We start from the raw sequence: 21,812 nt of genomic DNA, 5'->3' as shown, positions 1-21,812 counted from the left end.
CGCCGAGAAGCAGGACCCGGGCGTGGCACCAGGAGCGGTGGACGAAGAGCGGCGCGAAGGCCAGGATGAGCCCGGCGAAGCGGGCGGGCAGGCCAGGCATGGCGGTGTCTCTTGGTCGAAACAGCGCCAGCCTACCCGTCACGGCCGCTTCGTCACCCCCGCGCCACCAGGGCCTCAGACCCGCCAAAATTGGCCAAAGTCGAGCTGAGCGCCTAGGCGTCCGGCAGGCGCCCCGACACCCCGGCCTGATCGAAGGTCGCCATGTCGCGGTGGCAGGCCACCGCCGCCTTGACGATGCCGAGCGCGAGCGCCGCGCCCGAACCCTCGCCGAGATGCATGCCGAGGCTGAGCAGCGGCGTCAGGCCGAGGCGCTCCAGCACCGCGCCGTGGGCGCCCTCGGTCGAGAGGTGGCCGGCGAGGCAATGGTCGAGGGCGGCCGGGTTGACCGCGTGCAGCACGGCGGCGGCGGCGGTGGCGACGTAGCCGTCGAGCACCACCGGCACCCGCTGCATCCGCGCCGCCAGGATCGCACCGGCGATCGCCGCCACCTCGCGCCCGCCGAGCCGGCGCAGCACCTCGAGCGGGTCGTGGAGGTGGCCGGCATGGTGGGCGAGCGCCGCCTCGACCGCCGCGACCTTGCGGGCGTAGCCGGCCTCGTCGAGGCCGGTGCCGCGGCCGACATAGGTCTCGGCCGAGCCGTGGTAGAGCGCGGCGTAGATCGCCGCCGCCACGGTGGTGTTGCCGATGCCCATTTCGCCGAGCGCCAGCCCGTCGGTGCCGGCCGCCACCGCCTCCATGCCGAACGCCATCGTGGCGACGCAGGCTTTTTCCGTCATCGCCTCGGCGACCGTGATGTCGCCGGTCGGCATGTCGAGGGCGAGGTCGAACACCTTGAAGCCGAGGCCGTGGGCGGCGCAGATCTGGTTGATCGCCGCCCCGCCGGCCGCGAAGGTGTCGAGCATCTGCCGGTTGACCTCGGGCGGGAACGCCGAGACGCCGCGGGCCGCGACCCCGTGGCTGCCGGCGAAGACGCAGACCAGCGGCCGGTCGAGGCTCGGCATCGGCTTGCCCTGCCACGCCGCCAGCCACGCCGCGATGTCCTCCAGCCGCCCGAGGCTGCCCGCCGGCTTGGTCAGGGTCGCCTGCCGCGCCGCGGCGAGCGCGGCGGCGGTGTCGTCCGGCCCCGGCATCGTGGCGATGAGGTTGCGGATGTCGTCGAAGGGAGAGGTCATGAGGTCGCTCCAGGGCGCGGATGCGGCCTCTTAGGGTATTTCGCACGGGAGCGGAAACCGACGCGGTGCCGAAAGTGCGGCAGGATCAATCACCTACGATCCCGCCCGGCGACCGCCCCGAGGCTCGCGGCCGCTCCAGGCACAGGAAGCTCCAGTGCACGTCGCCGCGCCCCAGCATGTCCTCGCGCTCGCAGCCGAAGACCTCGTCCAGCCCGTGCCGGCGGCCGAGATCCGCGGTCTCTTCGGCGGACACCTCGAACATGCGGCGGCCCTCGGGCACCGGCCCGTGCCGCAGCGACATCACCACCCGGCCGCCGGGCGACAGCAGCCCGGCGACCCGCGCCATCGCCCGCTCGCGCTCGGCCGCGTCGAGATGCATCCACACCGCCGTCAGCAGCACGAGGTCGAAGCGCTCGCCGCGGCCGCACATCACCGCGAGGTCGGGCAGGGCGTCGTCCACCCAGGCGATCGGCACGGCCGCGTGGATGGCCCGCCCCTGGATCCGCAGCGCCTCGGTCGGCTCGACGGCGGTGACGCGGTGCCCCTGCCGCGCCAGCGCCGCGGCGTCCCGTCCCGAGCCGGCGCCGATATCGAGCACCCGGCTCGGAGGGGCCGGAAAGAGATGCAGCACGTCGCGGTGGACCTGCGCGAAGGTGATGCTCTCGTACTGCCCGGCGAGGCTCGCGGCGTTCTCGCCGTAACCGCCCGATCCCGCGACCGCCGCCATGCCGTGATCCCCCACCCGCGTCGGATTCCTGTGCCCCGCCGCTGGCCTCCGCCTTGCACCGTTCCGTCACGCAGACCAATCCCCTCCCCAGGGTCAGCGAGGACTTCGCCATGGATGCCGCCACCCTGCTGGCCTTCGCCGCCGCCTTCTTCGTCTTCGCGGCCAGTCCCGGGCCGGACAACATGACCATCGTCGCCCGGACGCTCTCGCACGGGGCCGCCTCCGGCATCGCCTACGGCGCCGGCACCGTCGTCGGCATCCTGGTCTTCCTGGTGCTCGCCGCCCTCGGCCTGTCCGTCCTCGCCGCCGAGATGACGACCGTGATGACGGTCCTGCGCTATGCCGGGGCGGCCTACCTGATTTGGATGGGCCTGCGCCTCTGGACCGCGGAGCCGCGGGTGCCCGAGCTCCGGCCGGTCGAGGACCGCCGGGGCCTCGCGGCGGTGTTCGCGACCGGCATCGTCCTCAACCTCGGCAATCCGAAGATGCCGCTGTTCTACGTCGCGCTGCTGCCGAATGTCGTCGGGGCGTCGCTGACCGCCGGACAGGTCGGGTGGCTCGCCGCCGTGATCGTCGCGGTCGAGATCGTGGTCGTCGGCGGCCACGTCCTCCTGGCGACGCGGGCGCGACGCCTCCTGCGTACGCCCGCGGTGGTGCGGCGGGTGAACCGCGCCGCCGGTGGCCTGATGATGGGAGCCGGGGTCGTCGTCGCCGGCCGGTAGGCTTGGAGGCGAGGACGCAGCGCCGGGTCGCCGAAGGAGAACCGTCATGTCCGATCACACCACCCTGCGCGACCTGTTCGACCGCTGGGAGCGCGTCTGGCACGAGGGCGCGCTCGACCTCGTGAATGCCTGCATCGCGCCGGAATACCTGCGTCACGACGAGTTGGGCGACCGGACAGTCACGCCCAACGCCTACGCGGCCGAACTGGCCGCCCTGAGGCAGGCGCGCCCGGATGTCCGCATCCTCGTCTACGACCACGCCTTCCAGGGCGAACGCGCGTGGTTCCGCTTCACGATGCGGTGGACGGACCGGGACGGCGGCGACGTGAGAACCCGGGCGGGCCTGCAATCCTACCGCACCGAAGGGGGCCTGTTGGCCGAGACCTGGGTCGTCCTGCAGCCGGTCGGCTCGGCCTGGACCGATCCGGTCGCCCAGGCGACCTGGACGACGCCCGTGCCGGCGTAGAAGCGGCGTCGTCCCCTCTGCGGGAGGGGCCGCCTCGCGCCGCGAAAAGCCATCCGACTCCCCTGCCCTGCCGGTGAACGCCCAAAGGCCGCATTGCCGCCCGGGACGGCGGGCGCGGATCGGGCTATGATCGGGGCGAACGACAACGACGGAATCCCGCGCGTCGCGCCGGCCCGTGCGGCCGGCGCCGCCGGAGAGGGCGGACACGATGGCCGAGGCAGCGAAGCTGGGGGCGCGGCAGCCCGCCGACGAGGCGGACGACGAGTTCGAGCCGCCGCCCGACCGCGCCGGCCCGTGGCCCCCGCTCCTCGACCTCGCGGCCTGCCTGCGCTTCTTCAGCCGGCTGCCGGTGCCGGCCCTGCCCGGCGAGGCCGACCGCCACGCGGTGCCGGACTTCCGCACCGCGCCCCGGATGCTGCCGGTCGCCGGCGCCCTGATCGCGGTCCCGGCGGCTCTGGCGCTGCTCGGGGCCCACGGCCTCGGCCTCGGGCCGTTCATCGCCGCGACGCTGGCCGTCCTCGCCGCCACGCTGGTCACCGGCGCCCTGCACGAGGACGGGCTCGCCGACGTGGCGGACGGGTTCGGCGGCGGTGCGACGCCGGAGCGTCGGATCGAGATCATGCGCGACAGCCGCATCGGCGCCTACGGCGCCTCGGCGCTGATGCTGGTCTACGCCCTGCGGATCGGGGCGCTCGCCACCCTGCTCGACCGGGCCGGCTGGCGCACCGCCCTGGTGCTGGTCCTCGCCGCCGCGCTGTCGCGCACCGCCGCCCTGTGGCCGATGGTGCATCTCGGCCCCGCCCGGCCGGGCGGGGCGTCGCACGCGGTCGGGCGCCCGGGCGCCGCCGCCCACGCCACCGCCTGGGGCCTGTGCCTCGTTCTCGCGCTGGCCGCCGGGCTGCTCGGCCTGCCCTGGCTCGGCCTCGCGCTGGCCGCCTTCCTCGCCTGGCTCGCCGCCTGGACCCTGTCGCGCCTGTCGGCGCGGCTGATCGGCGGGCAGACGGGCGACGTCGTCGGCGCCTGCCAGCAGGTGGCGGAGGTCGGCGTGCTGCTGGCGATGCTGGTCGCCCTGCCGGACTGACCATGGCCGCCCCGTCCACCCCCTGCATCCGCCTGTGCGTCCTCGATCCGGTGAGCGGCCTATGCGAGGGCTGCGGCCGCACCCGCGACGAGATCGCCGCCTGGGGCGGCCTGTCCGAGCCGGAGCGCCGCCGGATCATGGCCGGCCTGCCCGACCGGCTCGCGGCGCTTCGGCCCGTGGCGAGCCCGCCGCCCGCCGCGCCGCGCCGGCTCGCCTGAGCCGTGCCCGGCGCCCTCGGCCTCGCCGGCCTGCTCCTCGCCGCCGCCTGGGCCCTGGTCGCCCTGTCGCCGGGTCCCGTCGCCGGGTTCGATCCCGGCGCGCTCGCGGGCGCGGCGGTGGCGGCGGCGGCCGTGCTCCTGGTGCTGTCGGGCATCGCCGGGCGCTTCCGGGCCGGCTTCGGGGCGGGTCTGCGATCGCTCGCGCTGTGGTGCGGCGTCGGCCTCGCCGGCGCATCGCTCTACCACTGGCGCGACGAGGCCCGCGGCGCCGGGCTGCGGCTCCTCGCCGAGGTCGATCCCGGCGAGCCGCTCTCCGCCGCCGCGACCGAGGTCGTGGTGCCGCGCCGGGCCGATGGCGGCTTCACCGTGAAGGCGCGGATCGACGGCCGCGACCTGCGGCTGGCCTTCGACACCGGCGCCTCGACGGTGGTGCTGACCGCCGAGAGCGCCGCCGCCCTCGGCCTGCACCCGGCGCCCGGCGCGTTCACGGTGCCGGTCCAGACCGCCAACGGCCGCGCCATGGCGGCGCCGGTCCGGCTCGACGCGATCGCGGTCGGGCCGATCGTGGCCCGGCGGGTCTCCGCCCTGGTCACCCGGCCGGGCACCCTGTCGGTGAACCTGCTCGGGATGAGCTTCCTGGAGCGCCTCGCCTCCTACGAGGTCCGCGGCAGCCGGCTCATCCTGCGCGGCCGCGCCGGTTGACACGAGTGTCGGACCATTGGTTCGACACTCGTGTCACGGGCCCGCGCGGCGCTTGAGCGAAGGCGATTTTCGCGTCGCGACGCGATCCCGCAGGGATCGCCGAGCGATCCATCGAAAATCGCAAGGCGGCTCAAGCCGCGTCCTCGAAGCCGCGCTCGCGCGACACCAGGGCGGCGGCCTCCCGCAGGGTCGCGAGGCCCGCATCCGACCGGGTGCCGGCGGTGGAGAGATGGCGCCGCCACGCCCGTGCCCCCGGGCGGCCGTTGAACAGGCCGAGCATGTGCCGGGTCATGGCGTGCAGCCGCTCGCCGGCCTCCAGCCGGGCCGCGACGTAGGGCGCGTAGGCGTCCAGCGCCGCGAACGGGTCGGCGACCGGCGCCGGCTCGCCGAACAGCACCGGATCGACCCCGAGCAGCAAAGCCGGCTCGGCATAGGCCGCGCGCCCGATCATCACGCCGTCGAGATGGGCGAGCTGCGCCGCCGCCTCGGCGATGCTGCGGATGCCGCCGTTGATCGCCACCGGCAGGTCGGGATGGGCCTGTTTCAGGCGATGCACACGGCCGTAGTCGAGCGGCGGGATGTCCCGGTTCTCCTTCGGCGACAGGCCCTGCAGCCACGCCTTGCGGGCATGCACCACCAGGGCGTCGACGCCCGCCGCCCGCACCGCGGCGGTCAGCGCGTCGAGGGCGGCCTCGGGATCCTGGTCGTCGACGCCGATGCGGCACTTCACCGTCACGGGGATCGCCACCGCGGCCTTCATCGCGGCGACGCCCTCGCCGACCAGCGCCGGCTCGCGCATCAGGCAGGCGCCGAAGCGGCCGTCCTGGACCCGGTCCGAGGGGCAGCCGACGTTGAGGTTGATCTCGTGGTAGCCGTACTCCGCGCCGATCCGCGCCGCCTGCGCGAGGTCGCCGGGATCCGAGCCGCCGAGCTGGAGCGCCACCGGATGCTCGGCCGCGTCGAAGCCGAGCAGCCGGTCGCGCGGCCCGTGCAGCACCGCGCCGGTCGTCACCATCTCGGTATAGAGCCGGACGCGCCGCGACAGCACGCGGTGGAAGGCGCGGCAGTGCCGGTCGGTCCAGTCCATCATCGGGGCGACGGACAATCGGATGTCGTTCGGCGACAGCAAGTCGGGTCCCCTCTCCTCACGGCCGAAGCCGGCCCCGGCTTCGATCTAGGATGGATCCCGGGACTTTGCACCGCCCGGCGGCGGCACGAGGGCGGATCGCCGTCCGACATCGGCTGACCGTGAGCCCCGTCCGCCGGTGAGGGAGGGGTTGAGCGGACGGAACTCACGCCAGAGGGGCACACGCCGAGTGACGCGAGGTGACAGGCGCGAGCACCCCCGGTGAACGATGTCGTGGCGGACTGGTTCCGTTAAATTATTCGGTTATCATAAGTGAAGCGACCAGGTTATACTTTGTTATCCCGGCCGGATCGAGCGCACTGACCGACCTCTTCAAGCCTGGCCTTCCGATTGGTCCGGCTTCGTCGTCCCGGCCCACTCCGCGTGCAGGCGTGGCAGGTGGGCGGCGAGGTAGTCGGCGAAGCCGGCATCGTCGAGCCGCAGCCGCGCGCCGCGGCCGGCGCGTTCCAGGCGGCCGATCGGGCGGCCGTGGGTGCCGAGGAGCGGCGTCGTCTCGGCCCCGCCCCGGCGCGGAGCCTGCAGCGCCCGCAGCACGAGCTCGAACCGCCCGTCGGTGTCGGCGGCGGCGAAGGCCGGGCCCGCCGCGGCCTGCCGGGCGGCGTCCCGGGCCGCCTCCCCGTCCAGCTTCGTCGCGAGGTCGATCCAGCGGTCGCGGCCGACCTTCGGCGCCGGGCCGATCGCCGCGATGAGGTCGCGCGGCACCTTGATCGCCGCCGAGACCAGCCGCGAGGCGCCGGTCTTGTCGACCCCGAGCGCCGCCATGACGGTCTCGCGCGAGAATCCGGCCTCCTCGATCCGCGCGGCGTAGAGCGCCCGCTCGATGAAGCTGAGGTCGCGCCGCGCGTTGTTCTCCTGGCCCTGCGCCACCACCAGCTCGGCGTCGGTGAGCGGGCGGATCACCGCCCGGACCGGCCGGCCGAGGGTGGCGGCAGCCCGCACCCGGCGGTGGCCGTAGGCGGTCTGGTAGCGGCCGGGCTCGGCCGGGTGCGGCCGCACCAGCACCGGCACCTGCTGGCCGGACAGCCGCATCGAGGCGACGAGGTCGTCGTGCCCGCCGCCCTCGTGCGGGATGCGGTCGGCGACCGGCGAGGCGTCGATCAGACTCGGGTCGAGCTCGACCACGGTCTGCCCGGCGGCGAGCTGCGCCCGCATCTGCTCGGCGTCCGAGGCGGCGCTCTTCAGCCCCTCGATCGAGCGGCTGACGGCGCCGATCGCGCCGCCGCGGCCGAGGGCGCCGAGGCGCGCCGCCGGCTCCGGCCGCGGCGGCGTGGCGGCGGGCGCCCCGTCCGGGTTGCCGGCCGGCAACTGCGGGGCGACGAGGCCGGCGAGGAGGTTCTTGCGCGCCATCAGCCGCGGCCCCAGCCCCGGGCGATCAGCGCCTCGATCTCGCCGTTGACGTTGTTCAGCGCCTCCAGCGCCCGGTCGTAGGTCGAGCGGGTGAAGGCGTCGCGGGACACCTCGTACAGGGTCTGCTTGGTGATGCCGGCGTCGGCCACCGCGGTGCTCTTCACCATCGGGTAGTTCAGGACGTGCTCGCCGAACATCGAGCGCATGAAGCTCACCATCTGGTTCTGCGGCCCGTCGCCCGGCTCGTAGCGGGTCACGAGATAGCGCATCCAGTCGTAGCTCATGTTGCCGCCGGCCTCCGCGACGACGCCGAGCAGGTCGGAGGTCATCAGCAGGAACTGGCACATCGACATCACGTCGAGCATCTGCGGATGGACCGTGACGAGAACCGCGGTGGCGGCGCAGAGCGCCGACATGGTGAGGAAGCCGAGCTGCGGCGGGCAATCGACCACCACGACGTCGTAGTTCGCCTCGACCTCCGCCAGTGCGCCGTCGAGGCGGGTGAAGAACAGGTCGCCGGTGCCGGAGCCGAGCGCCTTCGGGGTCTCGTGCTCGTACTCCATCAGCTCGATGTTGGCCGGCACGATGTCGAGCCCGGGAAAGTAGGTCCGGCGGATCACCTCGGAGAGCGGCCGGCGGGCGTCGTCGTAGCGCAGGGCGGCGTAGAGGGTCTCGTTCTCGCCGACGTCGAATTCCGGCTGGTAGCCGTGCAGGGCCGAGAGCGACGCCTGCGGGTCGAGGTCGACCGCCAGGGTCCGGTAGCCGCGCAAGGCGAGGTACTGGGCCAGATGCGCCGCGGTGGTGGTCTTGCCCGAGCCGCCCTTGAAGTTGACGACGCAGATCACCTGGAGGTGGTCGCCCTCGCGTCGGTGCGGCAGGTAGCGCCGCTCGGCCTTGCCGCTCTCGTCGAGATAGGCCCGCAGCGCCTGGATGTCCTCGATCGAGTACGAGCGCCGGCCGGACGGCCCGACCTCCGGCTGCGGCCCGCGGCCCTCCAGGCTCAGCCGGCGCAGGTAGCCGGGATCGACCCCGATCAGCCCGGCGGCCTCGCCGGAGGTGAAGCGGCGCAGGGTCTTGGCCGCGGTCGGCGGGAACAGGGCCAGCCGGTGCTGCTGAAGCTTGGCCGACAGGTCGCGGGCGTGCTCGCCGACGAGGGTGTGGATCGCGCGCGCGGCGGGCGCGGGCTGGCTCAGGGCGGCAGGACTCACGTGGGGCTCTCGTGCATACGCCGGATCCCGCTCCGGGCGGTTCCAAGCGTGACAGCATCGCCCGAACGTGGCGGAGGGCGCAAGCGCGAAGCGCCGGGACGGCGGAAGGAGACGGCGCCCCGCGCCCGGGACGCCTTTGCCGTCAGGCGGTTACGTGGGCGGACGGCGGCCCGGGAGCCGCGCCGGTTGCCGGCCGGCAACCGGGATCTCGGCGCCACGGCCCCGGCGCGGCGGCGAATCACCGGCCGGGACCGGCTCTCTCAGCGCAGCGGCTTGCCGGCGGTCTCCGGCGCGCAGGCGGTCGCGATCAGCGTGATGAGCGCGGCCGCGATGAGGTAGAGCGAGATCGGCCAGGTGGCGCCGCCGCTCCAGGCGAGCAGCGAGGCGGCGGCGAAGGGCGTCAGCCCGCCGGAGATCGCCGCGCCGATCTGGAAGCCGAGGGAGGCGCCGCTGTAGCGCAGGCGGGCGGCGAACAGCTCGGAATAGAACGGCGCCCCGACCCCGAACCCGATCATCTGCCCGAACGAGATCGCCACCACGATCGCGACGGCGATGATCGTCGGGTCGCGGGTGTCGAGGAGCCAGAAGAACGGGAACGCGAAGGCGATGCAGAACAGGCAGCTCGCATAGAACATCGTCTTGCGCCCGACGAGGTCGGAGAGCCAGCCGAACAGCGGGATCGACACGAGGGCGACCGTCGAGGCGGCGAAGATGCCGTTGAGCACGACGCTGCGCGGCAGGCCGAGCGACCCGGTGACGTAGCTGATGACGAACACGCTGGCGACGCTGGCCCAGGCGATCTCCGACAGCTTCAGCCCGACCGCGGTGAGGAACGGCCGCGGGTGCTGCAGGATGACCTCGACCACCGGCAGCCGCGCGACCTCCCGGCCGGCCTCGACAGCGCGGAAGGCCGGCGTCTCCTCCAGCCGCATGCGGATGAACAGGCCGACTCCGACGAGCAGGATGCTGAGGAGGAACGGGATCCGCCACGCCCAGAGCAGGAAGTCGCTCTCGGGCAGCGAGGCCATCAGGGCGAAGATTCCGGTCGCCGCGAGGTTGCCGATCGGGTTGCCGATCTGCACGAGGCTGCCGAACAGGCCGCGACGCCTGTCGGGGGCGTTCTCGACCACCATCAGCACCGCGCCGCCCCATTCGCCGCCGAGCCCGATGCCCTGGAGCAGGCGCAGCAGCACCAGCAGCACCGGCGCCCAGACGCCGATCTGGGAATAGGTCGGCAGGCAGCCGATCAGGAAGGTGCCGACGCCCATGATGATGATCGTGGCGGCGAGCATCTTCTTGCGTCCGACCCGGTCGCCGAAATGCCCGAAGATCGCGGCGCCGAGCGGCCGGGCCAGGAAGCCGACCGCGTAGGTGGCGAAGGCCGCAATCGTGCCGACCGCCGGGTCGGAGGAGGGGAAGAACAGCTTGTTGAAGACGAGCGCGCTCGCCGTGCCGTAGATCAGGAAGTCGTACCACTCGACCGCCGTACCGACGACGCTCGACGTGACGACCCGGCGCATCGGCGGCGCGCCGGTCTCGGGCGCGGCCGGAAGGGCCGCGGTGGATGCCATGGACATGCGTGGGCTCCTCGCTGGTTGGCCCGCCGGTCGTCCTCGCCCGTCAACCCGGCCGTTGCCCGGCCCTCTCGATGATCGCCCGACTCACAGGTCGAGGTGCAGGGTCCCGACCGCACGGGAGACGCAGGGCGCGAACCGCCCGCGCCGGGCCCGGGGCGACAGCACCACGTCCCGGTGGATCGGGGTGCCGTCGCGGTAACCGCACAGGCAGGAGCCGCAGACGCCGGTCTCGCAGGAGGCGGGCGGCGCGACGCCGGCCTCGCGCAGGACGTCGAGGGCCGAGCGGTCGGCCGGCACCGCGAGCCGACGCCCGGAGGCGAGCACGATCTCGAACGGCTCCGGCACGAAGCTCTCGTCGGCGAGGGGCTGGAACGCCTCGAACAGCAGCGCCTCCTCGGGCCAGTGCGCGGCGGCGTCGCGCACCGCCGCCATGAACCCGGCCGGGCCGCAGCAGGCGAGCACCGCCCCGGGCTCGGGCGCGGCGAGGAGGGCGGGCAACGCGACGCGGGTGTCCGGCTCGTCGTCGAGATGCGCGCTGACGCGGCCGGGGCCGAGTCGCCGTCGCGCTTCCTCGATCAGCGGCGCGGTGGCGCGCCGGCGCGCGAAGACGTGGAGGTGGAAGGCGCGACCGCCCGCCGCCAGGACCTGCGCCATGGCGAGAAGCGGGGTGATGCCGATCCCGCCGGCGAGCAGCCGCACCGGCCCGCCGGTCTCCGGCAGTGCGAAGTGGTTGCGCGGCGCCGACACCATCAGGGAGGCGCCGGGCACCAGCAACTCGTGCAGGCGGCGCGAGCCGCCCCGGCCCTCGGCCTCGCGCTTGACCGCGATCCGGTAGGCGCTGCGGTCGGCGGGGTCGCCCCACAGCGAGTAGTGCCGCACCCGCCCGTCGCCGAGGTGGACGTCGACATGGGCGCCCGCGGTCGCGGCCGGCAGGAGGGGGCGCCGCGGATGGGTCAGCGTCGCCAGGAGCACGTCGCCGGGCTCGTGCCGCACCTCGGCGACGTCGAGCTTCATGATGAGGCGCGGCACCATCGCGGCGCCCCGTCAGTCGGCGAGCGGCAGGATCGGGTCGCCGCGGCGGATTACCCCGCCGGCCTCGATCGCGCAGTTGAGGCCCGAGCGGTTGAGCAGCCCCTCGTAGAGGCCGGGCACGCCGAGCAGCTCCTCGAGGTAGGGGCAGGGGAAGTTCATCCGCCCGCCCCGCAGCACCGTCTCGCCGACCCGGAAGCGGCGGCCGACGAGGTGGCCGAGGGGAACGCCGCGCGTCGTCAGGTTACGGCGGTGGTCGGCCGGGTCGACCACGGCCTTGAGGCCGGGGATCTTCGGCTCGCCCTGAGCCAGCGCCTCCAGCACCTCCATCTCGATCAGGGTGACCTCGCGGATGTCGGGCTTCTGCGAGTAGGTCCCGGTGCCGAGGAGGTAGCGGTCGCCCTCGATGCCCCGGCCGGGGATCAGCCGCGCCTCGGCGAGTTCCTCCATCTCGACCGAGGCCGAGGGGGCGACGTGGATATGCAGCAGGGTGCCGGCCCAGGTCATCGTCACCTCGTCACGCTCCGCGCGACCGCACGGGCGGTCGCCGCGACTGCATCGGCAGCGCATCTCGATTAGGAAAAGACTATTCTTCCGCAAGCCGGATGCAAGCATTTCCTGTAGGCAACCTGTTGCCTACTTCATGAACAGGCTCGCCCCGCCCGATGGGGTCGGAGCCGGGTCGCGCGCGCCGGTTGACGCTCCGTCGCGGGGGCCCCAACCATGGCGGCTCGCGCGAGGCCCGACGGACCCTGATGCTCGACGACGTGCCGGGATGGCTGGAAGGGGAGGCGCGCCTGCGCCTCGCGGGGGAGGTGCGGGCCGCCCGCCGCGCCCGGGGCTGGACCCTCGCCGACCTCGCGGCGGCGGTGAGGCTCGACAAGGGCTACCTGTCGCGGGTCGAGCGCGGGCTGAAGGTGCCCTCGGTCTCGACGGTGCTCAATCTCGCCCGGGCCCTCGGCGTGCCGGTCGCCCAGCTCTTCGGCAAGGCGGTCGATGCCGCGGCGATCCATGTGTCGCGGGCGCAGGACCGGGCGGCACCCGCGGATCCCGCGGCTCCGGGGGAGGGGGGCGGCTACCGCCTCGAGGCGCTCACCACCGGGGGAGGGCGGCCGGGCCTCGACGGCTTCCTGGTCTACCCGCAGCCGGATTTCTCGGACGATTTCCGGGCCGAGCACGACGGCGAGGAGCTGCTGTTCGTCGTCGACGGCGCGGTCGAGGTGCGGTTCGCCGACCGGGTGGTCGGGCTCCGCCGGGGCGACGCGCTGCAGTTTCCGGGGCGGCTGCCGCACCAGGTCCGCCGCACCACGCCGGCGGCCTGCGTGCTGATCGCGGTGACCCGGGACTGACGCGCCCCGCCCTCGCGGGATTATCGTGCTCCGCCGGGTCGCGTCCGGCGACCGGCGCCTGTATGGTCCGCCGCCAACGGGGGGAGCGGCGATGACGGAGTCCGAATCTTGAACTCAGCCGCACGGGCGCTCGACGCGGCCCAACTGACCGCCTGCGACCGGGAGCCGATCCACCTTCTCGGCACGCTCCAGCCGCACGGGTTCCTCCTCGCGGTCCAGGGGCCGGAGCTGCGCATCGTCCAGGCGAGCCAGAACGTTCCCGACCGCCCGGGCCGGGCGGGGGCCGACGTCATCGGCCGGCCGCTGACCGAGGTCTTTCCCGGGATCGCCGGGGCGCTCGCCGGCGCGGCGACGCCGCAGCCGGAGGGCGAGGGCGCCCGCTACCTGCGCACCCTCGACCTCGACACCGCGGACGGGCCGCGGCGCTACGACCTCGCCGTGCACCGCTCCGGCCCGCTGGCCGTGGTCGAGCTGGAGGAGGCGGCGGCGGGAGCCGACGCGGATCTGAGCCTCGACGCGCTGTCGCCGCGGCTCAACGCCTTCGTCGAGAGCCTGCACCGGGCCGGGACGGTGGCCGACCTGTGCGGGCTGCTCGCCGCCGAGGCGCGCCGCGTCACCGGCTTCGACCGCGCCCTGGTCTACCGCTTCGACCGCGACTGGCACGGCACCGTCGTGGCCGAGGACGGCAACGGCGTGCTGCCGTCCTATCTCGACCTGCGCTTTCCCGCCTCCGACATCCCGGCCCAGGCGCGCGAGCTGTATCGCCGCAACCGCCTGCGGATCATCCCGGATGCCGGCTACGTGCCGGTGCCGATCGTGCCGGCGGTGCCGCCGTCCACCGGCGCCCCCCTCGACCTCAGCCATTCGATCCTGCGCAGCGTCTCGCCGGTCCACGTCGAGTACATGCGCAACATGGGCACGATGGCCTCGATGTCGGTGTCGATCCTCGTCGACGGCCGGCTGTGGGGGCTGATCTCGTGCCACAACAAGGCGCCCCGGCGGGTGCCGCTCCAGGCCCGCAACGCCTGCGACCTGCTCACCCGGGTTTTCGCGCTCCAGCTCGCCGCCAAGGAGCGCAGCGCCGGGGCGGAGGAGCGGCTGCGCCTCGGCGCCGTCGGCGGGCGGCTGCTCGGCTACATGACCGAGGCCGACAGCTTCGCCGCCGGCCTCGTCGCCCACGCCGACGACCTCCTGGCCCTCGCCGAGGCCGAGGGCGTCGCCATCGTGGCCGGCGACCAGTGCCGCCTCGTCGGCCGGACCCCGGCGAAGGCCGAGGTCCAGCGCCTGTGCGAGTGGCTCGCCGCTCGCGACGGCGACGAGGACGTCTTCGCCACCGACGCCCTCGCCGAGGTCTACCCGCCGGCCGCCGACTTCACCGAGGTGGCGAGCGGCCTCCTGGCGATCGCGGTCTCGCAGACCTCGCCGAACGCCGTGCTGTGGTTCCGCCCCGAGGTCGTGCAGACCGTGCGCTGGGGCGGCGACCCGACCAAGGCCGCGACGCCCGACCCGGCCGGCGGGCCGATGCGCCTGCACCCGCGCACCTCGTTCGAGATCTGGAAGGAGACCCTGCGCGGCCGGGCACTGCCGTGGTCGGTGGCGCAGATCGACGCCGCCAAGGACCTGCGCGCGGCGATCCTCGGCATCGTGCTGCGGCGCGCCGAGGAGCTGGCGGCGCTGAGCGAGGAACTGCAGCGCTCGAACAAGGAGCTGGAGGCGTTCTCGTACTCGGTCAGCCACGACCTGCGGGCGCCGTTCCGCCACATCGTCGGCTATTCGGAGCTGCTGCGCACCCGCGAGGGCGACCGGCTCTCCGACAAGGGCCGGCACTATCTCGACACCATCGTCGAGGCGGCGTTCTCGGCCGGGACCCTGGTCGACAGCCTGCTCACCTTCTCGCAGATGGGCCGCAACGCCCTCAAGCGGGTGTTCGGCGACATGAACCTGCTCGTCGAGGAGGTGCGCCGCAAGGTGATGCGCGACGTGCCGGCCGGGCGCCAGATCCGCTGGCAGGTCGGGTCCCTCGGCCGGGTCTACGCCGACCCGGTGATGCTGCGGCTCGTGGTCGAGAACCTCCTGTCCAACGCGGTGAAATACTCCCGCGGCCGGCCCGACGCGGTGATCGAGGTCGGCCGCGCGCCCGACGACCGCGGCGAGGCGGTTTTCTTCGTGCGCGACAATGGAATCGGCTTCGACATGGCCTATGTGAACAAGCTGTTCGGCGTGTTCCAGCGGCTGCACCGGGTCGAGGAGTTCGAGGGGACCGGGATCGGGCTCGCGAACGTGCGGCGCATCGTCGAGCGTCACGGCGGCCGCGTCTGGGCGGAGGGCGCCCTCGGCCAGGGCGCGACGTTCCACTTCACCCTTCCCGACCGGATGGAGGCGCGCTGAATGGCCGACCTGAAGCCGATCCTTCTCGTCGAAGACAACCCCAACGACATCGAGCTGACCCTCGCCGCCCTCGAGAAGAGCCAGCTCGCCAACGAGATCGCGATCTGCCGCGACGGCGCCGAGGCGCTCGACTACCTCTACCGCCGCGGCGACCACACCGGGCGCGACGCGCGCGAGCCGGCGGTGGTGCTGCTCGACCTCAAGCTGCCGAAGGTGGACGGGCTCGAGGTGCTGGCGGCGGTCAAGGGCGACCCCGGCATGCGCGCGATCCCGATCGTAATGCTGACCTCCTCGCGCGAGGAGAGCGACCTCGTGCGCTCCTACCAGCTCGGCGTGAACGCCTTCGTGGTCAAGCCGGTCGGGTTCAAGGAGTTCTTCGAGGCGATCCAGGACCTCGGGGTGTTCTGGGCGGTGCTGAACGAGCCGCCGCCGCACAGGGGAGGGTGGCCATCGAACGCCTGAGCGCCGGCCCTCTCCACATCCTCCTCCTGGAGGACAGCGACCTCGACGCCGAGCTGCTCGGCGCGGTCCTCGACGATGCCGGGCTCGTCCACCGCATCGACCGGGTCATGACCCGGGACGCCTTCGCGGCCGCGGCCCGGACCTGCGGCCACGACCTCGTCCTCGCCGACTACGTCCTGCCGACCTTCGACGGGCTCGCCGCCCTCGCGCTCGCCCGCGACCTGTGCCCCGCCACGCCGTTCGTGTTCGTCTCCGGGACGCTCGGCGAGGACGTGGCGGTGGAGGCGCTGAAGGGCGGCGCCACCGACTACGTCACCAAGCAGCGGCTCGACCGCCTGCCGCGGGTCATCGCCCGGGCCCTGGCGGAGGCCCGCGCCCATGCCGAGCGCCGCTCCGCCGAAGGCGCCCTGCGCGAGGTCAACGAGACCCTGGAGGCGCGGGTGGCCGAGCGCACCCGGGCGCTCGCCGAGGCCAATGCCGAGCTGAAGCGTCAGATCGAGGAGCGCGAGCGGGTCGAGGAGGCCCTGCGGCAGGCGCAGCGGCTGGAGGCGGTGGGCCAGCTCACCAGCGGCGTCGCCCACGACTTCAACAACCTCCTGACGGTGATCGCCGGCAACATCGAGTTCCTGGAGCGCGTCGTCCCGGACGACCGCTCGCGGCGGCGCCTCGACATGATGCGCGGCGCGGCCGAGCGCGGCGCCCGGCTGACCGCCCAGCTCCTCGCCTTCTCGCGCCGCCAGCGCCTCGAGCCGAAGCCGGTCCAGCTCAACCAGACCGTCGCGTCGATGCGCGACCTGCTCCAGAGTTCGATCGGCGGCGCGGTCCGCATCGAGATGACGCTCCAGCCCGACCTGTGGTCGGCCCTGGTCGACGCGACCCAGATCGAGCTCATCATCCTCAACCTCGCCATCAACGCCCGCGACGCGATGGCGGTCGGCGGCTGCCTCACCATCGAGACCGCGAACGTGCACCTGACCGCGCCGCCGGCGCGGCCGGAGGAGCCGGCGGCCGGCGACTACGTCATGGTGGCGGTGAGCGACACCGGCACCGGCATCCGGCCCGAGGTGCTGGCCCGCGTGTTCGAGCCGTTCTTCACCACCAAGGAGGTCGGCAAGGGCTCCGGCCTCGGCCTCGCCCAGGTCTTCGGCTTCGCCAAGCAGTCGGGCGGCGGGGTGCGCATCGACACCGTGGTGGGGGAGGGGACCTCGGTGAAGGTCTACCTGCCGCGGGTCGCCGCCGGGACCCGGGCCCCCGAGGTTCCCCGCGCCGGGACCGATGGGGCGGCCCCGCGCGCCCCCGGCGACCGGCCGGTGGTGCTCGTCGTCGACGACGACGGCGCGGTGCGGGAGATCACCGTCACGAAGCTGTCGGAAGCCGGCTACGAAATTCGCGAAGCCGGTTCAGGACTGGCGGCGCTGCAGGCGATCGCCCTCGACCCCCGCGTCGATCTCGTGGTGCTCGACTTCGCGATGCCGGGCATGAACGGCGCCGAGGTCGCGGTCGAGATCCGCCGGCGCTGGCCCGGGATGCCGTACCTGTTCGTCACCGGCTACGCCGACCACGCCGCCCTGGCGATCGACGGCGCGGTCGGCGAGGACCGCATCGTCCAGAAGCCGTTCCGCGACGGCGAACTCGAAGGCAAGGCCGCGGCGATCCTCAACGCCCGGACGGGGCCGTCGCTGAGGCTGGTGTCGAGCCGGCCGGCCGGGTGAGGTCGGAAGCGGATCGGAACGCCCCGGCATTCCCCCTCTGCGGGCAGGGCTGTCCGGAGAAATTTCCTTGCAAGATCAAGCGCGGGATCCCCTCTCCCGAGTGGGAGAGGGGTAGGGGTGAGGGTGGAGACGGTTCAGAAGAATGCACCAAGGGCTGAGCTGCGCAGCTCGATCGTCCAGGGTCACTGCGGAACCGTCTCCACCCTCACCCCCGGCCCCGCCCCCGCCGCCGGGCCGTGCCGGCCCTCGGCCCCGGGGGCGACCCACTCCGCGCGGTGGCGGGGCAGGGCGCCCGGATGCTCGGTCCGGAGGTAGGCGAGCATCTTCTCGCGCACCTCGCAGCGCAGGTCCCAGGTCTGCGGCGCGTTGCGGGCGCTCACCAGCATCCGGACCTCGATGACGGTCTCGCGGGCGTCGGAGACCTGGAGGTTGACGACGTTGCCGTCCCACAGCCGCGACCCGGCGGCGATCTCGGCGAGCTTGCGGCGCATCGCCTCGATCGGTGCGGTGTGGTCGAGGTAGAGCATCACGCTGCCGATCAGCGAGGCGCCGTCGCGGGTCCAGTTCTGGAACGGCTTCTGGATGAAGTAGGTCAGCGGTAGCACCAGCCGGCGCCAGTCCCACAGCCGGACCACGACGTAGGTCGCGGTGATCTCCTCGACCCAGCCCCACTCGTTCTCAACGATCACCGCGTCCTCGATCCGGATCGGCTGGGTGATGGCGATCTGGATCCCGGCGACGAGGTTCGACAGCACCGGCTGCATCGCGAGGCCGAGGATCAGGCCGGCGGCCCCGGCCGAGGCGAGCAGGCTGACGCCGTACTGGCGCACCGGCTCGAAGGTCATCAGGGCGACCGAGATGGTCACGAGGACCACGAGGGTGATGGCGGCCCGCCGCAGGATCCGCACCTGCGTGACGTGCTTGCGCGCCAGCAGGTTGTCCTCGGTGTCGAGCTTGTAGCCGCGCAGGTAGACCACCGACCAGATGTGGATGGCGATGGCGCAGCACCAGCCGCACAGGGTCACGAGGGCGACCAGCAGCACCTGGTTGACGACGAGCCTCACGTCCCAGGTCAGCGGGGCGGCCGCGGCGCTGATCGCCACGATCAGCAGCCCGAGCCGGCTCGGGCCGTGGGTGCGGGCCACCAGCGAGCGCCAGAACAGGCTTTTGCCGGCGGCGGCGCGCTGCATGGCGCGGAACGCCACGCCGTGCAGCGGCAGAACGACGGCGCAGCAGCCGACGATCAGGGCGAGGCTCTCGGCCCACCAGGGAAGCCAGGTGAACCAGCCGACCAACTCGGTCAGCAACGGGTCGATGGAGCGCATCGGGCATCACCTCCTGCAGCAGGGGCAATGACCGGTGGCGGAGGCGGTTCCGCACTGCACAAATTTGCGTCTGCTGCGGCGCACCCCGCGTCGTCAGCGCTCGCGCTTCTCCGGCAGAGCGGCGGCCGGGTCCGGACGGCAGCGCGCGTCGAGTTCGAGCCGGATCGTGCACAGCGTCTGGCCGTCCTCGCCGCGGACATGGGCCATGAACAGGCGGCGTCCGTCGCCCGGAGGCACTTCCCGGCCGACATCCGGCAGGGCGCCGATCGCGGCGTCGCGGGCGGCCTGCAGATCGGCGAAGTCCTGGCCGTCGTCATCGTTCAGGCGTGTGCCACCGTCCTCGAAATCGATGAAATAGCGCGGCATCGGCGTCAATGCGTCCCGGCGTCCTCAGGGTCTTCGGGATCAACAAGACCGGGCCGGTCGAATGGTTGCAGGGATCTCGACTGAACCTCGCAGGTCCGATGTGCCGCAACGGCAAGCCTGACCTCGACGCGGGGTCGCAAGCGGGGCGTTTTTTTCGGCGAACGTCTAATAGTAGACAGACATCGGCGTGGACCGTGCGCTAGGAGGGCGCCTCCGCCGCCAATCGCCGGTCGCCGCCGCCCTCATGCCTCCTGCTTCCCCTCCGTGCGGCAATCTCCTGCTCGACGCGCTCCGGGCCGAGGATCGCCTCCTCCTGCTCCCGCACCTGGAGCCGGTGGAATGCCGCCGCGGCGAGGTGCTGTTCGAGGTCGGCCAGGACGTCGAGATGATCTCGTTTCCCTGCGGCGCGACCGTCACGACGCTGGTGGTGACGATGCGCGACGGCCGCAGCGCCGAGACCGCGATCATCGGCCGGGAGGGAGCGATCGGGGGCGTGGTCAGCCAGGGCTACCTGCCGGCCTTCAGCCGGGCGGTGGTGCAGATCGGCGGCCCGGTGCTGCGGCTGGAGGCCGCCCGCCTCCAGGCGGTCAAGCGGACCTCGCCGCTGATGCGCAACCTGTTCACCCGCTACTCCGACTGCCTCCTCGCCCAGGTGCTGCAATCGGTGGCCTGCAACGCCCTGCACCCGATCGAGCAGCGCTGCGCCCGCTGGCTGCTGACCCTCCAGGACCGCCTCGACACCGACACCCTGCCGATCACCCAGGAGATGCTGGCCGAGCGCCTCGGCGTGCAGCGGACCTACCTGACCCGGGTGCTGAAGATGCTCCAGCAGCAGGGCCTGATCGCGGTCGGCCGCGGCCGGATCACCATCCGCGACCGCGCCGACATGGAGAAGGCCTCGTGCGAGTGCCACGCGGTGGTCAAGCGCCACTTCGAGGAGGTGCTCGGCGCGGTCTACAGCCCGAGCGGCGCCCTCGTGGCGGTCTCGCCCGCCAGCGAGGAACCGGCGGTGCGCCATGTCGGCTGAGAGCGGCCGCCGGTCGAGGGGCCCCCGCGTCCGGCCGAAGGCGGCCGCGCCGACGGACCGGCCCGGCGCCGGCCGGCCCCCCGAGGACGCCCTGCGCGCCGCGGTCGAGGCGGCCGGCCTCGGGCTGTTCGAGCAGGATCGGGGATCCGGCGGCCTCGTGCTCGACGCCCGCGCCCGCCTGCTGATGGCGCTGACGCCGGACGCATCCGCGGACGACGCCGCGCTCCTCGCCGGCATCCATCCCGAGGATCGAGCCCGGGTGGCGGACGCCCTCGCGCGCGCGCGCGATCCGGCGGGTCCCGGCCTGCTCGACGTCGAGTACCGCACCGACGGCGCCGAACGCTGGCTCGCGGCGCGGGGCCGCAGGCTGGAGGACGGGCGTCTCGCCGGCGCGATCGAGGACGTCACCGCCCGGCGCCGGGCCGAGGAGCGCTCCCGGCTGCTCTCCCGCGCCACCAGCGACGCGATCCGGGACTGGGACCTCGCCGGCGGCCACGTCGCCTGGAACGAGGCGCTCGGGACCGCCTACGGCTACCGCCCGGACGCGGTCGCCCCGACCGCCGCGTGGTGGATCGCGCAGATCCACCCGGGCGACCGGACCCGCGTCGAGGCCTCGCTGCGCGAGGCGATCGAGGGCGGCGGCGAGTTCTGGAGCGACGAGTATCGGTTCCGGCGGGCCGACGGCAGCTACGCCGATGTCCTCGATCGCGGCTCGGTGATCCGCGACGCCCGCGGCCGCGCCGCCCGGATGATCGGGGTGATGCTCGACATCAGCGCGCGCAAGCGGGCCGAGGAGCGCCAGCAGCTGCTCACCGGCGAGCTGCAGCACCGGGTCAAGAACACCCTCGCGCTCGTCCAGGCGATCGCCAGCCAGACGCTGCGCAACACCACCGACATCGACAGCACCCGGGAGGTCTTCGCGGCCCGCCTGATCTCCCTCGGGCGGGCGCACGACATCCTCACCCAGTCGAGCTGGACCGCGGCACCGGTGGCCGACGTGGTCGCGGGCGCCCTCGGCGTCCACCGCGACGCCGGCTCGCCGCGCATCCATGTCGGCGGTCCCGACGTGCTGCTCGGCGCCAAGTCGGCACTGTCCCTCGCCCTGGTCCTGCACGAACTCGCCACCAACGCCGCCAAGTACGGCGCCCTGTCCGGCGAGGCCGGCCATGTCGAGGTGCGCTGGAATGTGGTCGAGGGCGAGGGCCAGGGCGCGGGCCAAGGCCCGGCGCGCTTCCGCCTGACCTGGTCGGAGCATGACGGGCCGGCGGTGGTGCCGCCGGCCCGCAAGGGTTTCGGCTCGCGCCTGATCGAGCGCAGCTTCGCCGCCGAGACCGGCGGCAGCGTCAGCCTGACCTACGATCGGGCGGGGCTGCGCTGCCGGCTCGAAGCCCCGCTCGGTCCGGTGGAGGACCCGCCTCAGTAGGCGTAGTTGCGCCGGCCGACGCCGCCGGGGGCGCCGTAGCCGGCGTCGCGCGAGCGCACCCGCGCGCCGTACTCGAGTTCCCGCTGCTTGGCCCGGCGATTGGCGATGTAGCGCCCGCCGAGGCAGCCGGCGACGGCGCCGATGACGCCGCGATCGGCGAGGTAGTGCCCGGCGACGCCGCCGATGATGGCGCCCTTGATGCAGCCCTTGGCCTCGGCGGCGCCGACGCCGAGCAGCGTGACGGCGGTGACGACGGCGGCCTTCGCGACGATCCGCATACCCGACTCCCGTGTGTCTCTGGTCA

At 73.6% G+C, this 21,812-nt stretch carries 22 protein-coding genes; 11 read left to right on the top strand and 11 right to left on the bottom strand.

Translation table 11 applies throughout. The features are described 5' to 3' along the window. Positions 1–212: 212 nt before the first annotated feature. Positions 213–1,232 (bottom strand): nicotinate-nucleotide--dimethylbenzimidazole phosphoribosyltransferase, encoded by a 1,020-nt coding sequence (gene cobT, locus EOE48_RS15155; protein ID WP_127730522.1) that lies wholly within the window; start codon positions 1,230–1,232, stop codon positions 213–215. 85 nt (positions 1,233–1,317) lie between these two features. Continuing rightward, complete coding sequence (locus tag EOE48_RS15150) at positions 1,318–1,959, bottom strand: class I SAM-dependent methyltransferase (protein WP_127730520.1); 642 nt, start codon at positions 1,957–1,959, stop codon at positions 1,318–1,320. A gap of 110 nt (positions 1,960–2,069) precedes the next feature. On the opposite strand from EOE48_RS15150, the gene EOE48_RS15145 reads away from it, so the two are divergent. The 5 genes from EOE48_RS15145 (at position 2,070) to EOE48_RS15125 (ending at position 5,148) form a co-directional block, all read left to right on the top strand. Further along, complete coding sequence (locus EOE48_RS15145) at positions 2,070–2,681, top strand: LysE family translocator (RefSeq protein ID WP_127730518.1); 612 nt, start codon at positions 2,070–2,072, stop codon at positions 2,679–2,681. Positions 2,682–2,727: 46 nt separating this feature from the next. Continuing rightward, the gene (locus EOE48_RS15140) at positions 2,728–3,147 is read left to right on the top strand and encodes a nuclear transport factor 2 family protein (RefSeq protein WP_127730516.1); all 420 of its coding nucleotides are present in this window, start codon (positions 2,728–2,730) and stop codon (positions 3,145–3,147) included. 208 nt (positions 3,148–3,355) lie between these two features. Next, positions 3,356–4,228, top strand: coding sequence for an adenosylcobinamide-GDP ribazoletransferase (gene cobS, locus EOE48_RS15135; RefSeq protein WP_127730514.1), 873 nt, complete (start codon positions 3,356–3,358; stop codon positions 4,226–4,228). A gap of 2 nt (positions 4,229–4,230) precedes the next feature. Continuing rightward, positions 4,231–4,446 carry a DUF1289 domain-containing protein gene (locus EOE48_RS15130; RefSeq protein ID WP_127730512.1) on the top strand — a complete coding sequence of 72 codons (216 nt, stop codon included), beginning with the start codon at positions 4,231–4,233 and terminating at the stop codon, positions 4,444–4,446. A 3-nt stretch (positions 4,447–4,449) separates the two neighbouring features. Beyond that, positions 4,450–5,148, top strand: coding sequence for a retropepsin-like aspartic protease family protein (locus tag EOE48_RS15125; protein WP_127730510.1), 699 nt, complete (start codon positions 4,450–4,452; stop codon positions 5,146–5,148). Between the two features lie 130 nt (positions 5,149–5,278). Here the strand turns inward: EOE48_RS15125 and dusA are convergent, their stop codons facing one another. The 6 genes from dusA to EOE48_RS15095 all read right to left on the bottom strand — a co-directional run bounded on the left by dusA (position 5,279) and on the right by EOE48_RS15095 (position 11,963). Beyond that, positions 5,279–6,277: a tRNA dihydrouridine(20/20a) synthase DusA gene (gene dusA / locus EOE48_RS15120; protein WP_281292773.1), complete on the bottom strand. Its 999-nt coding sequence runs from the start codon at positions 6,275–6,277 to the stop codon at positions 5,279–5,281. Positions 6,278–6,607: 330 nt separating this feature from the next. After that, positions 6,608–7,642 (bottom strand): plasmid partitioning protein RepB, encoded by a 1,035-nt coding sequence (gene repB, locus EOE48_RS15115; protein ID WP_127730508.1) that lies wholly within the window; start codon positions 7,640–7,642, stop codon positions 6,608–6,610. Further along, complete coding sequence (gene repA / locus EOE48_RS15110; RefSeq protein ID WP_127730553.1) at positions 7,642–8,835, bottom strand: plasmid partitioning protein RepA; 1,194 nt, start codon at positions 8,833–8,835, stop codon at positions 7,642–7,644. Before repA ends, repB begins: the two co-directional genes overlap by 1 nt. Positions 8,836–9,110: 275 nt before the next feature. Beyond that, entirely contained in the window at positions 9,111–10,427 is a 1,317-nt protein-coding gene (locus EOE48_RS15105) for an MFS transporter (protein WP_127730506.1), read from the bottom strand. Positions 10,428–10,511: 84 nt separating this feature from the next. Continuing rightward, positions 10,512–11,459, bottom strand: coding sequence for a PDR/VanB family oxidoreductase (locus EOE48_RS15100; protein WP_127730504.1), 948 nt, complete (start codon positions 11,457–11,459; stop codon positions 10,512–10,514). Between the two features lie 12 nt (positions 11,460–11,471). Then, positions 11,472–11,963: an MOSC domain-containing protein gene (locus EOE48_RS15095; RefSeq protein ID WP_127730551.1), complete on the bottom strand. Its 492-nt coding sequence runs from the start codon at positions 11,961–11,963 to the stop codon at positions 11,472–11,474. A 248-nt stretch (positions 11,964–12,211) separates the two neighbouring features. On the opposite strand from EOE48_RS15095, the gene EOE48_RS15090 reads away from it, so the two are divergent. The 4 genes from EOE48_RS15090 (at position 12,212) to EOE48_RS15075 (ending at position 17,367) form a co-directional block, all read left to right on the top strand. Then, entirely contained in the window at positions 12,212–12,805 is a 594-nt protein-coding gene (locus tag EOE48_RS15090; protein ID WP_187371427.1) for a helix-turn-helix domain-containing protein, read from the top strand. Positions 12,806–12,913: 108 nt separating this feature from the next. Then, on the top strand, positions 12,914–15,193 hold the full coding sequence (locus tag EOE48_RS15085; RefSeq protein ID WP_127730499.1) for an ATP-binding protein: 2,280 nt from the start codon (positions 12,914–12,916) through the stop codon (positions 15,191–15,193). Further along, positions 15,194–15,655, top strand: coding sequence for a response regulator (locus EOE48_RS15080; RefSeq protein ID WP_127730497.1), 462 nt, complete (start codon positions 15,194–15,196; stop codon positions 15,653–15,655). Continuing rightward, the gene (locus EOE48_RS15075; RefSeq protein ID WP_425463662.1) at positions 15,637–17,367 is read left to right on the top strand and encodes a response regulator; all 1,731 of its coding nucleotides are present in this window, start codon (positions 15,637–15,639) and stop codon (positions 17,365–17,367) included. Before EOE48_RS15080 ends, EOE48_RS15075 begins: the two co-directional genes overlap by 19 nt. A 182-nt stretch (positions 17,368–17,549) precedes the next feature. Here the strand turns inward: EOE48_RS15075 and EOE48_RS15070 are convergent, their stop codons facing one another. Both EOE48_RS15070 and EOE48_RS15065 read right to left on the bottom strand, forming a co-directional pair. Beyond that, positions 17,550–18,692: a mechanosensitive ion channel family protein gene (locus EOE48_RS15070; RefSeq protein ID WP_127730495.1), complete on the bottom strand. Its 1,143-nt coding sequence runs from the start codon at positions 18,690–18,692 to the stop codon at positions 17,550–17,552. Positions 18,693–18,785: 93 nt separating this feature from the next. Further along, positions 18,786–19,058 carry a DUF6894 family protein gene (locus EOE48_RS15065; RefSeq protein ID WP_127730548.1) on the bottom strand — a complete coding sequence of 91 codons (273 nt, stop codon included), beginning with the start codon at positions 19,056–19,058 and terminating at the stop codon, positions 18,786–18,788. A 244-nt stretch (positions 19,059–19,302) separates the two neighbouring features. On the opposite strand from EOE48_RS15065, the gene EOE48_RS15060 reads away from it, so the two are divergent. Continuing rightward, on the top strand, positions 19,303–20,085 hold the full coding sequence (locus EOE48_RS15060; protein ID WP_127730493.1) for a Crp/Fnr family transcriptional regulator: 783 nt from the start codon (positions 19,303–19,305) through the stop codon (positions 20,083–20,085). After that, complete coding sequence (locus EOE48_RS15055) at positions 20,075–21,508, top strand: sensor histidine kinase (protein ID WP_127730491.1); 1,434 nt, start codon at positions 20,075–20,077, stop codon at positions 21,506–21,508. The genes EOE48_RS15060 and EOE48_RS15055 overlap by 11 nt, the downstream gene beginning before the upstream one ends. Here EOE48_RS15055 and EOE48_RS15050 read toward each other — a convergent pair. Continuing rightward, positions 21,502–21,786 (bottom strand): hypothetical protein, encoded by a 285-nt coding sequence (locus EOE48_RS15050; protein ID WP_127730489.1) that lies wholly within the window; start codon positions 21,784–21,786, stop codon positions 21,502–21,504. The genes EOE48_RS15055 and EOE48_RS15050 overlap by 7 nt on opposite strands. Between the last annotated feature and the right edge of the window lie 26 nt (positions 21,787–21,812).

This window comes from Methylobacterium oryzihabitans, from assembly GCF_004004555.2.
In the GTDB taxonomy this organism is placed as follows: Bacteria; Pseudomonadota; Alphaproteobacteria; order Rhizobiales; family Beijerinckiaceae; genus Methylobacterium; species Methylobacterium oryzihabitans.
This window is presented reverse-complemented; position numbering and strand designations above follow the sequence as displayed.

Excerpts from the sequence above, each read along its gene's own strand:
- cobT (WP_127730522.1), bottom strand. The coding sequence starts at position 1,232 with ATGACCTCTCCCTTCGACGACATCCGCAACCTCATCGCCACGATGCCG.
- EOE48_RS15150 (WP_127730520.1), bottom strand. The coding sequence starts at position 1,959 with ATGGCGGCGGTCGCGGGATCGGGCGGTTACGGCGAGAACGCCGCGAGC.
- EOE48_RS15145 (WP_127730518.1), top strand. The coding sequence starts at position 2,070 with ATGGATGCCGCCACCCTGCTGGCCTTCGCCGCCGCCTTCTTCGTCTTC.
- EOE48_RS15140 (WP_127730516.1), top strand. The coding sequence starts at position 2,728 with ATGTCCGATCACACCACCCTGCGCGACCTGTTCGACCGCTGGGAGCGC.
- cobS (WP_127730514.1), top strand. The coding sequence starts at position 3,356 with ATGGCCGAGGCAGCGAAGCTGGGGGCGCGGCAGCCCGCCGACGAGGCG.
- EOE48_RS15130 (WP_127730512.1), top strand. The coding sequence starts at position 4,231 with ATGGCCGCCCCGTCCACCCCCTGCATCCGCCTGTGCGTCCTCGATCCG.
- repB (WP_127730508.1), bottom strand. The coding sequence starts at position 7,642 with ATGGCGCGCAAGAACCTCCTCGCCGGCCTCGTCGCCCCGCAGTTGCCG.
- EOE48_RS15105 (WP_127730506.1), bottom strand. The coding sequence starts at position 10,427 with ATGTCCATGGCATCCACCGCGGCCCTTCCGGCCGCGCCCGAGACCGGC.
- EOE48_RS15100 (WP_127730504.1), bottom strand. The coding sequence starts at position 11,459 with ATGGTGCCGCGCCTCATCATGAAGCTCGACGTCGCCGAGGTGCGGCAC.
- EOE48_RS15095 (WP_127730551.1), bottom strand. The coding sequence starts at position 11,963 with ATGACCTGGGCCGGCACCCTGCTGCATATCCACGTCGCCCCCTCGGCC.
- EOE48_RS15090 (WP_187371427.1), top strand. The coding sequence starts at position 12,212 with ATGCTCGACGACGTGCCGGGATGGCTGGAAGGGGAGGCGCGCCTGCGC.
- EOE48_RS15080 (WP_127730497.1), top strand. The coding sequence starts at position 15,194 with ATGGCCGACCTGAAGCCGATCCTTCTCGTCGAAGACAACCCCAACGAC.
- EOE48_RS15070 (WP_127730495.1), bottom strand. The coding sequence starts at position 18,692 with ATGCGCTCCATCGACCCGTTGCTGACCGAGTTGGTCGGCTGGTTCACC.
- EOE48_RS15065 (WP_127730548.1), bottom strand. The coding sequence starts at position 19,058 with ATGCCGCGCTATTTCATCGATTTCGAGGACGGTGGCACACGCCTGAAC.
- EOE48_RS15060 (WP_127730493.1), top strand. The coding sequence starts at position 19,303 with ATGCCTCCTGCTTCCCCTCCGTGCGGCAATCTCCTGCTCGACGCGCTC.
- EOE48_RS15055 (WP_127730491.1), top strand. The coding sequence starts at position 20,075 with ATGTCGGCTGAGAGCGGCCGCCGGTCGAGGGGCCCCCGCGTCCGGCCG.
- EOE48_RS15050 (WP_127730489.1), bottom strand. The coding sequence starts at position 21,786 with ATGCGGATCGTCGCGAAGGCCGCCGTCGTCACCGCCGTCACGCTGCTC.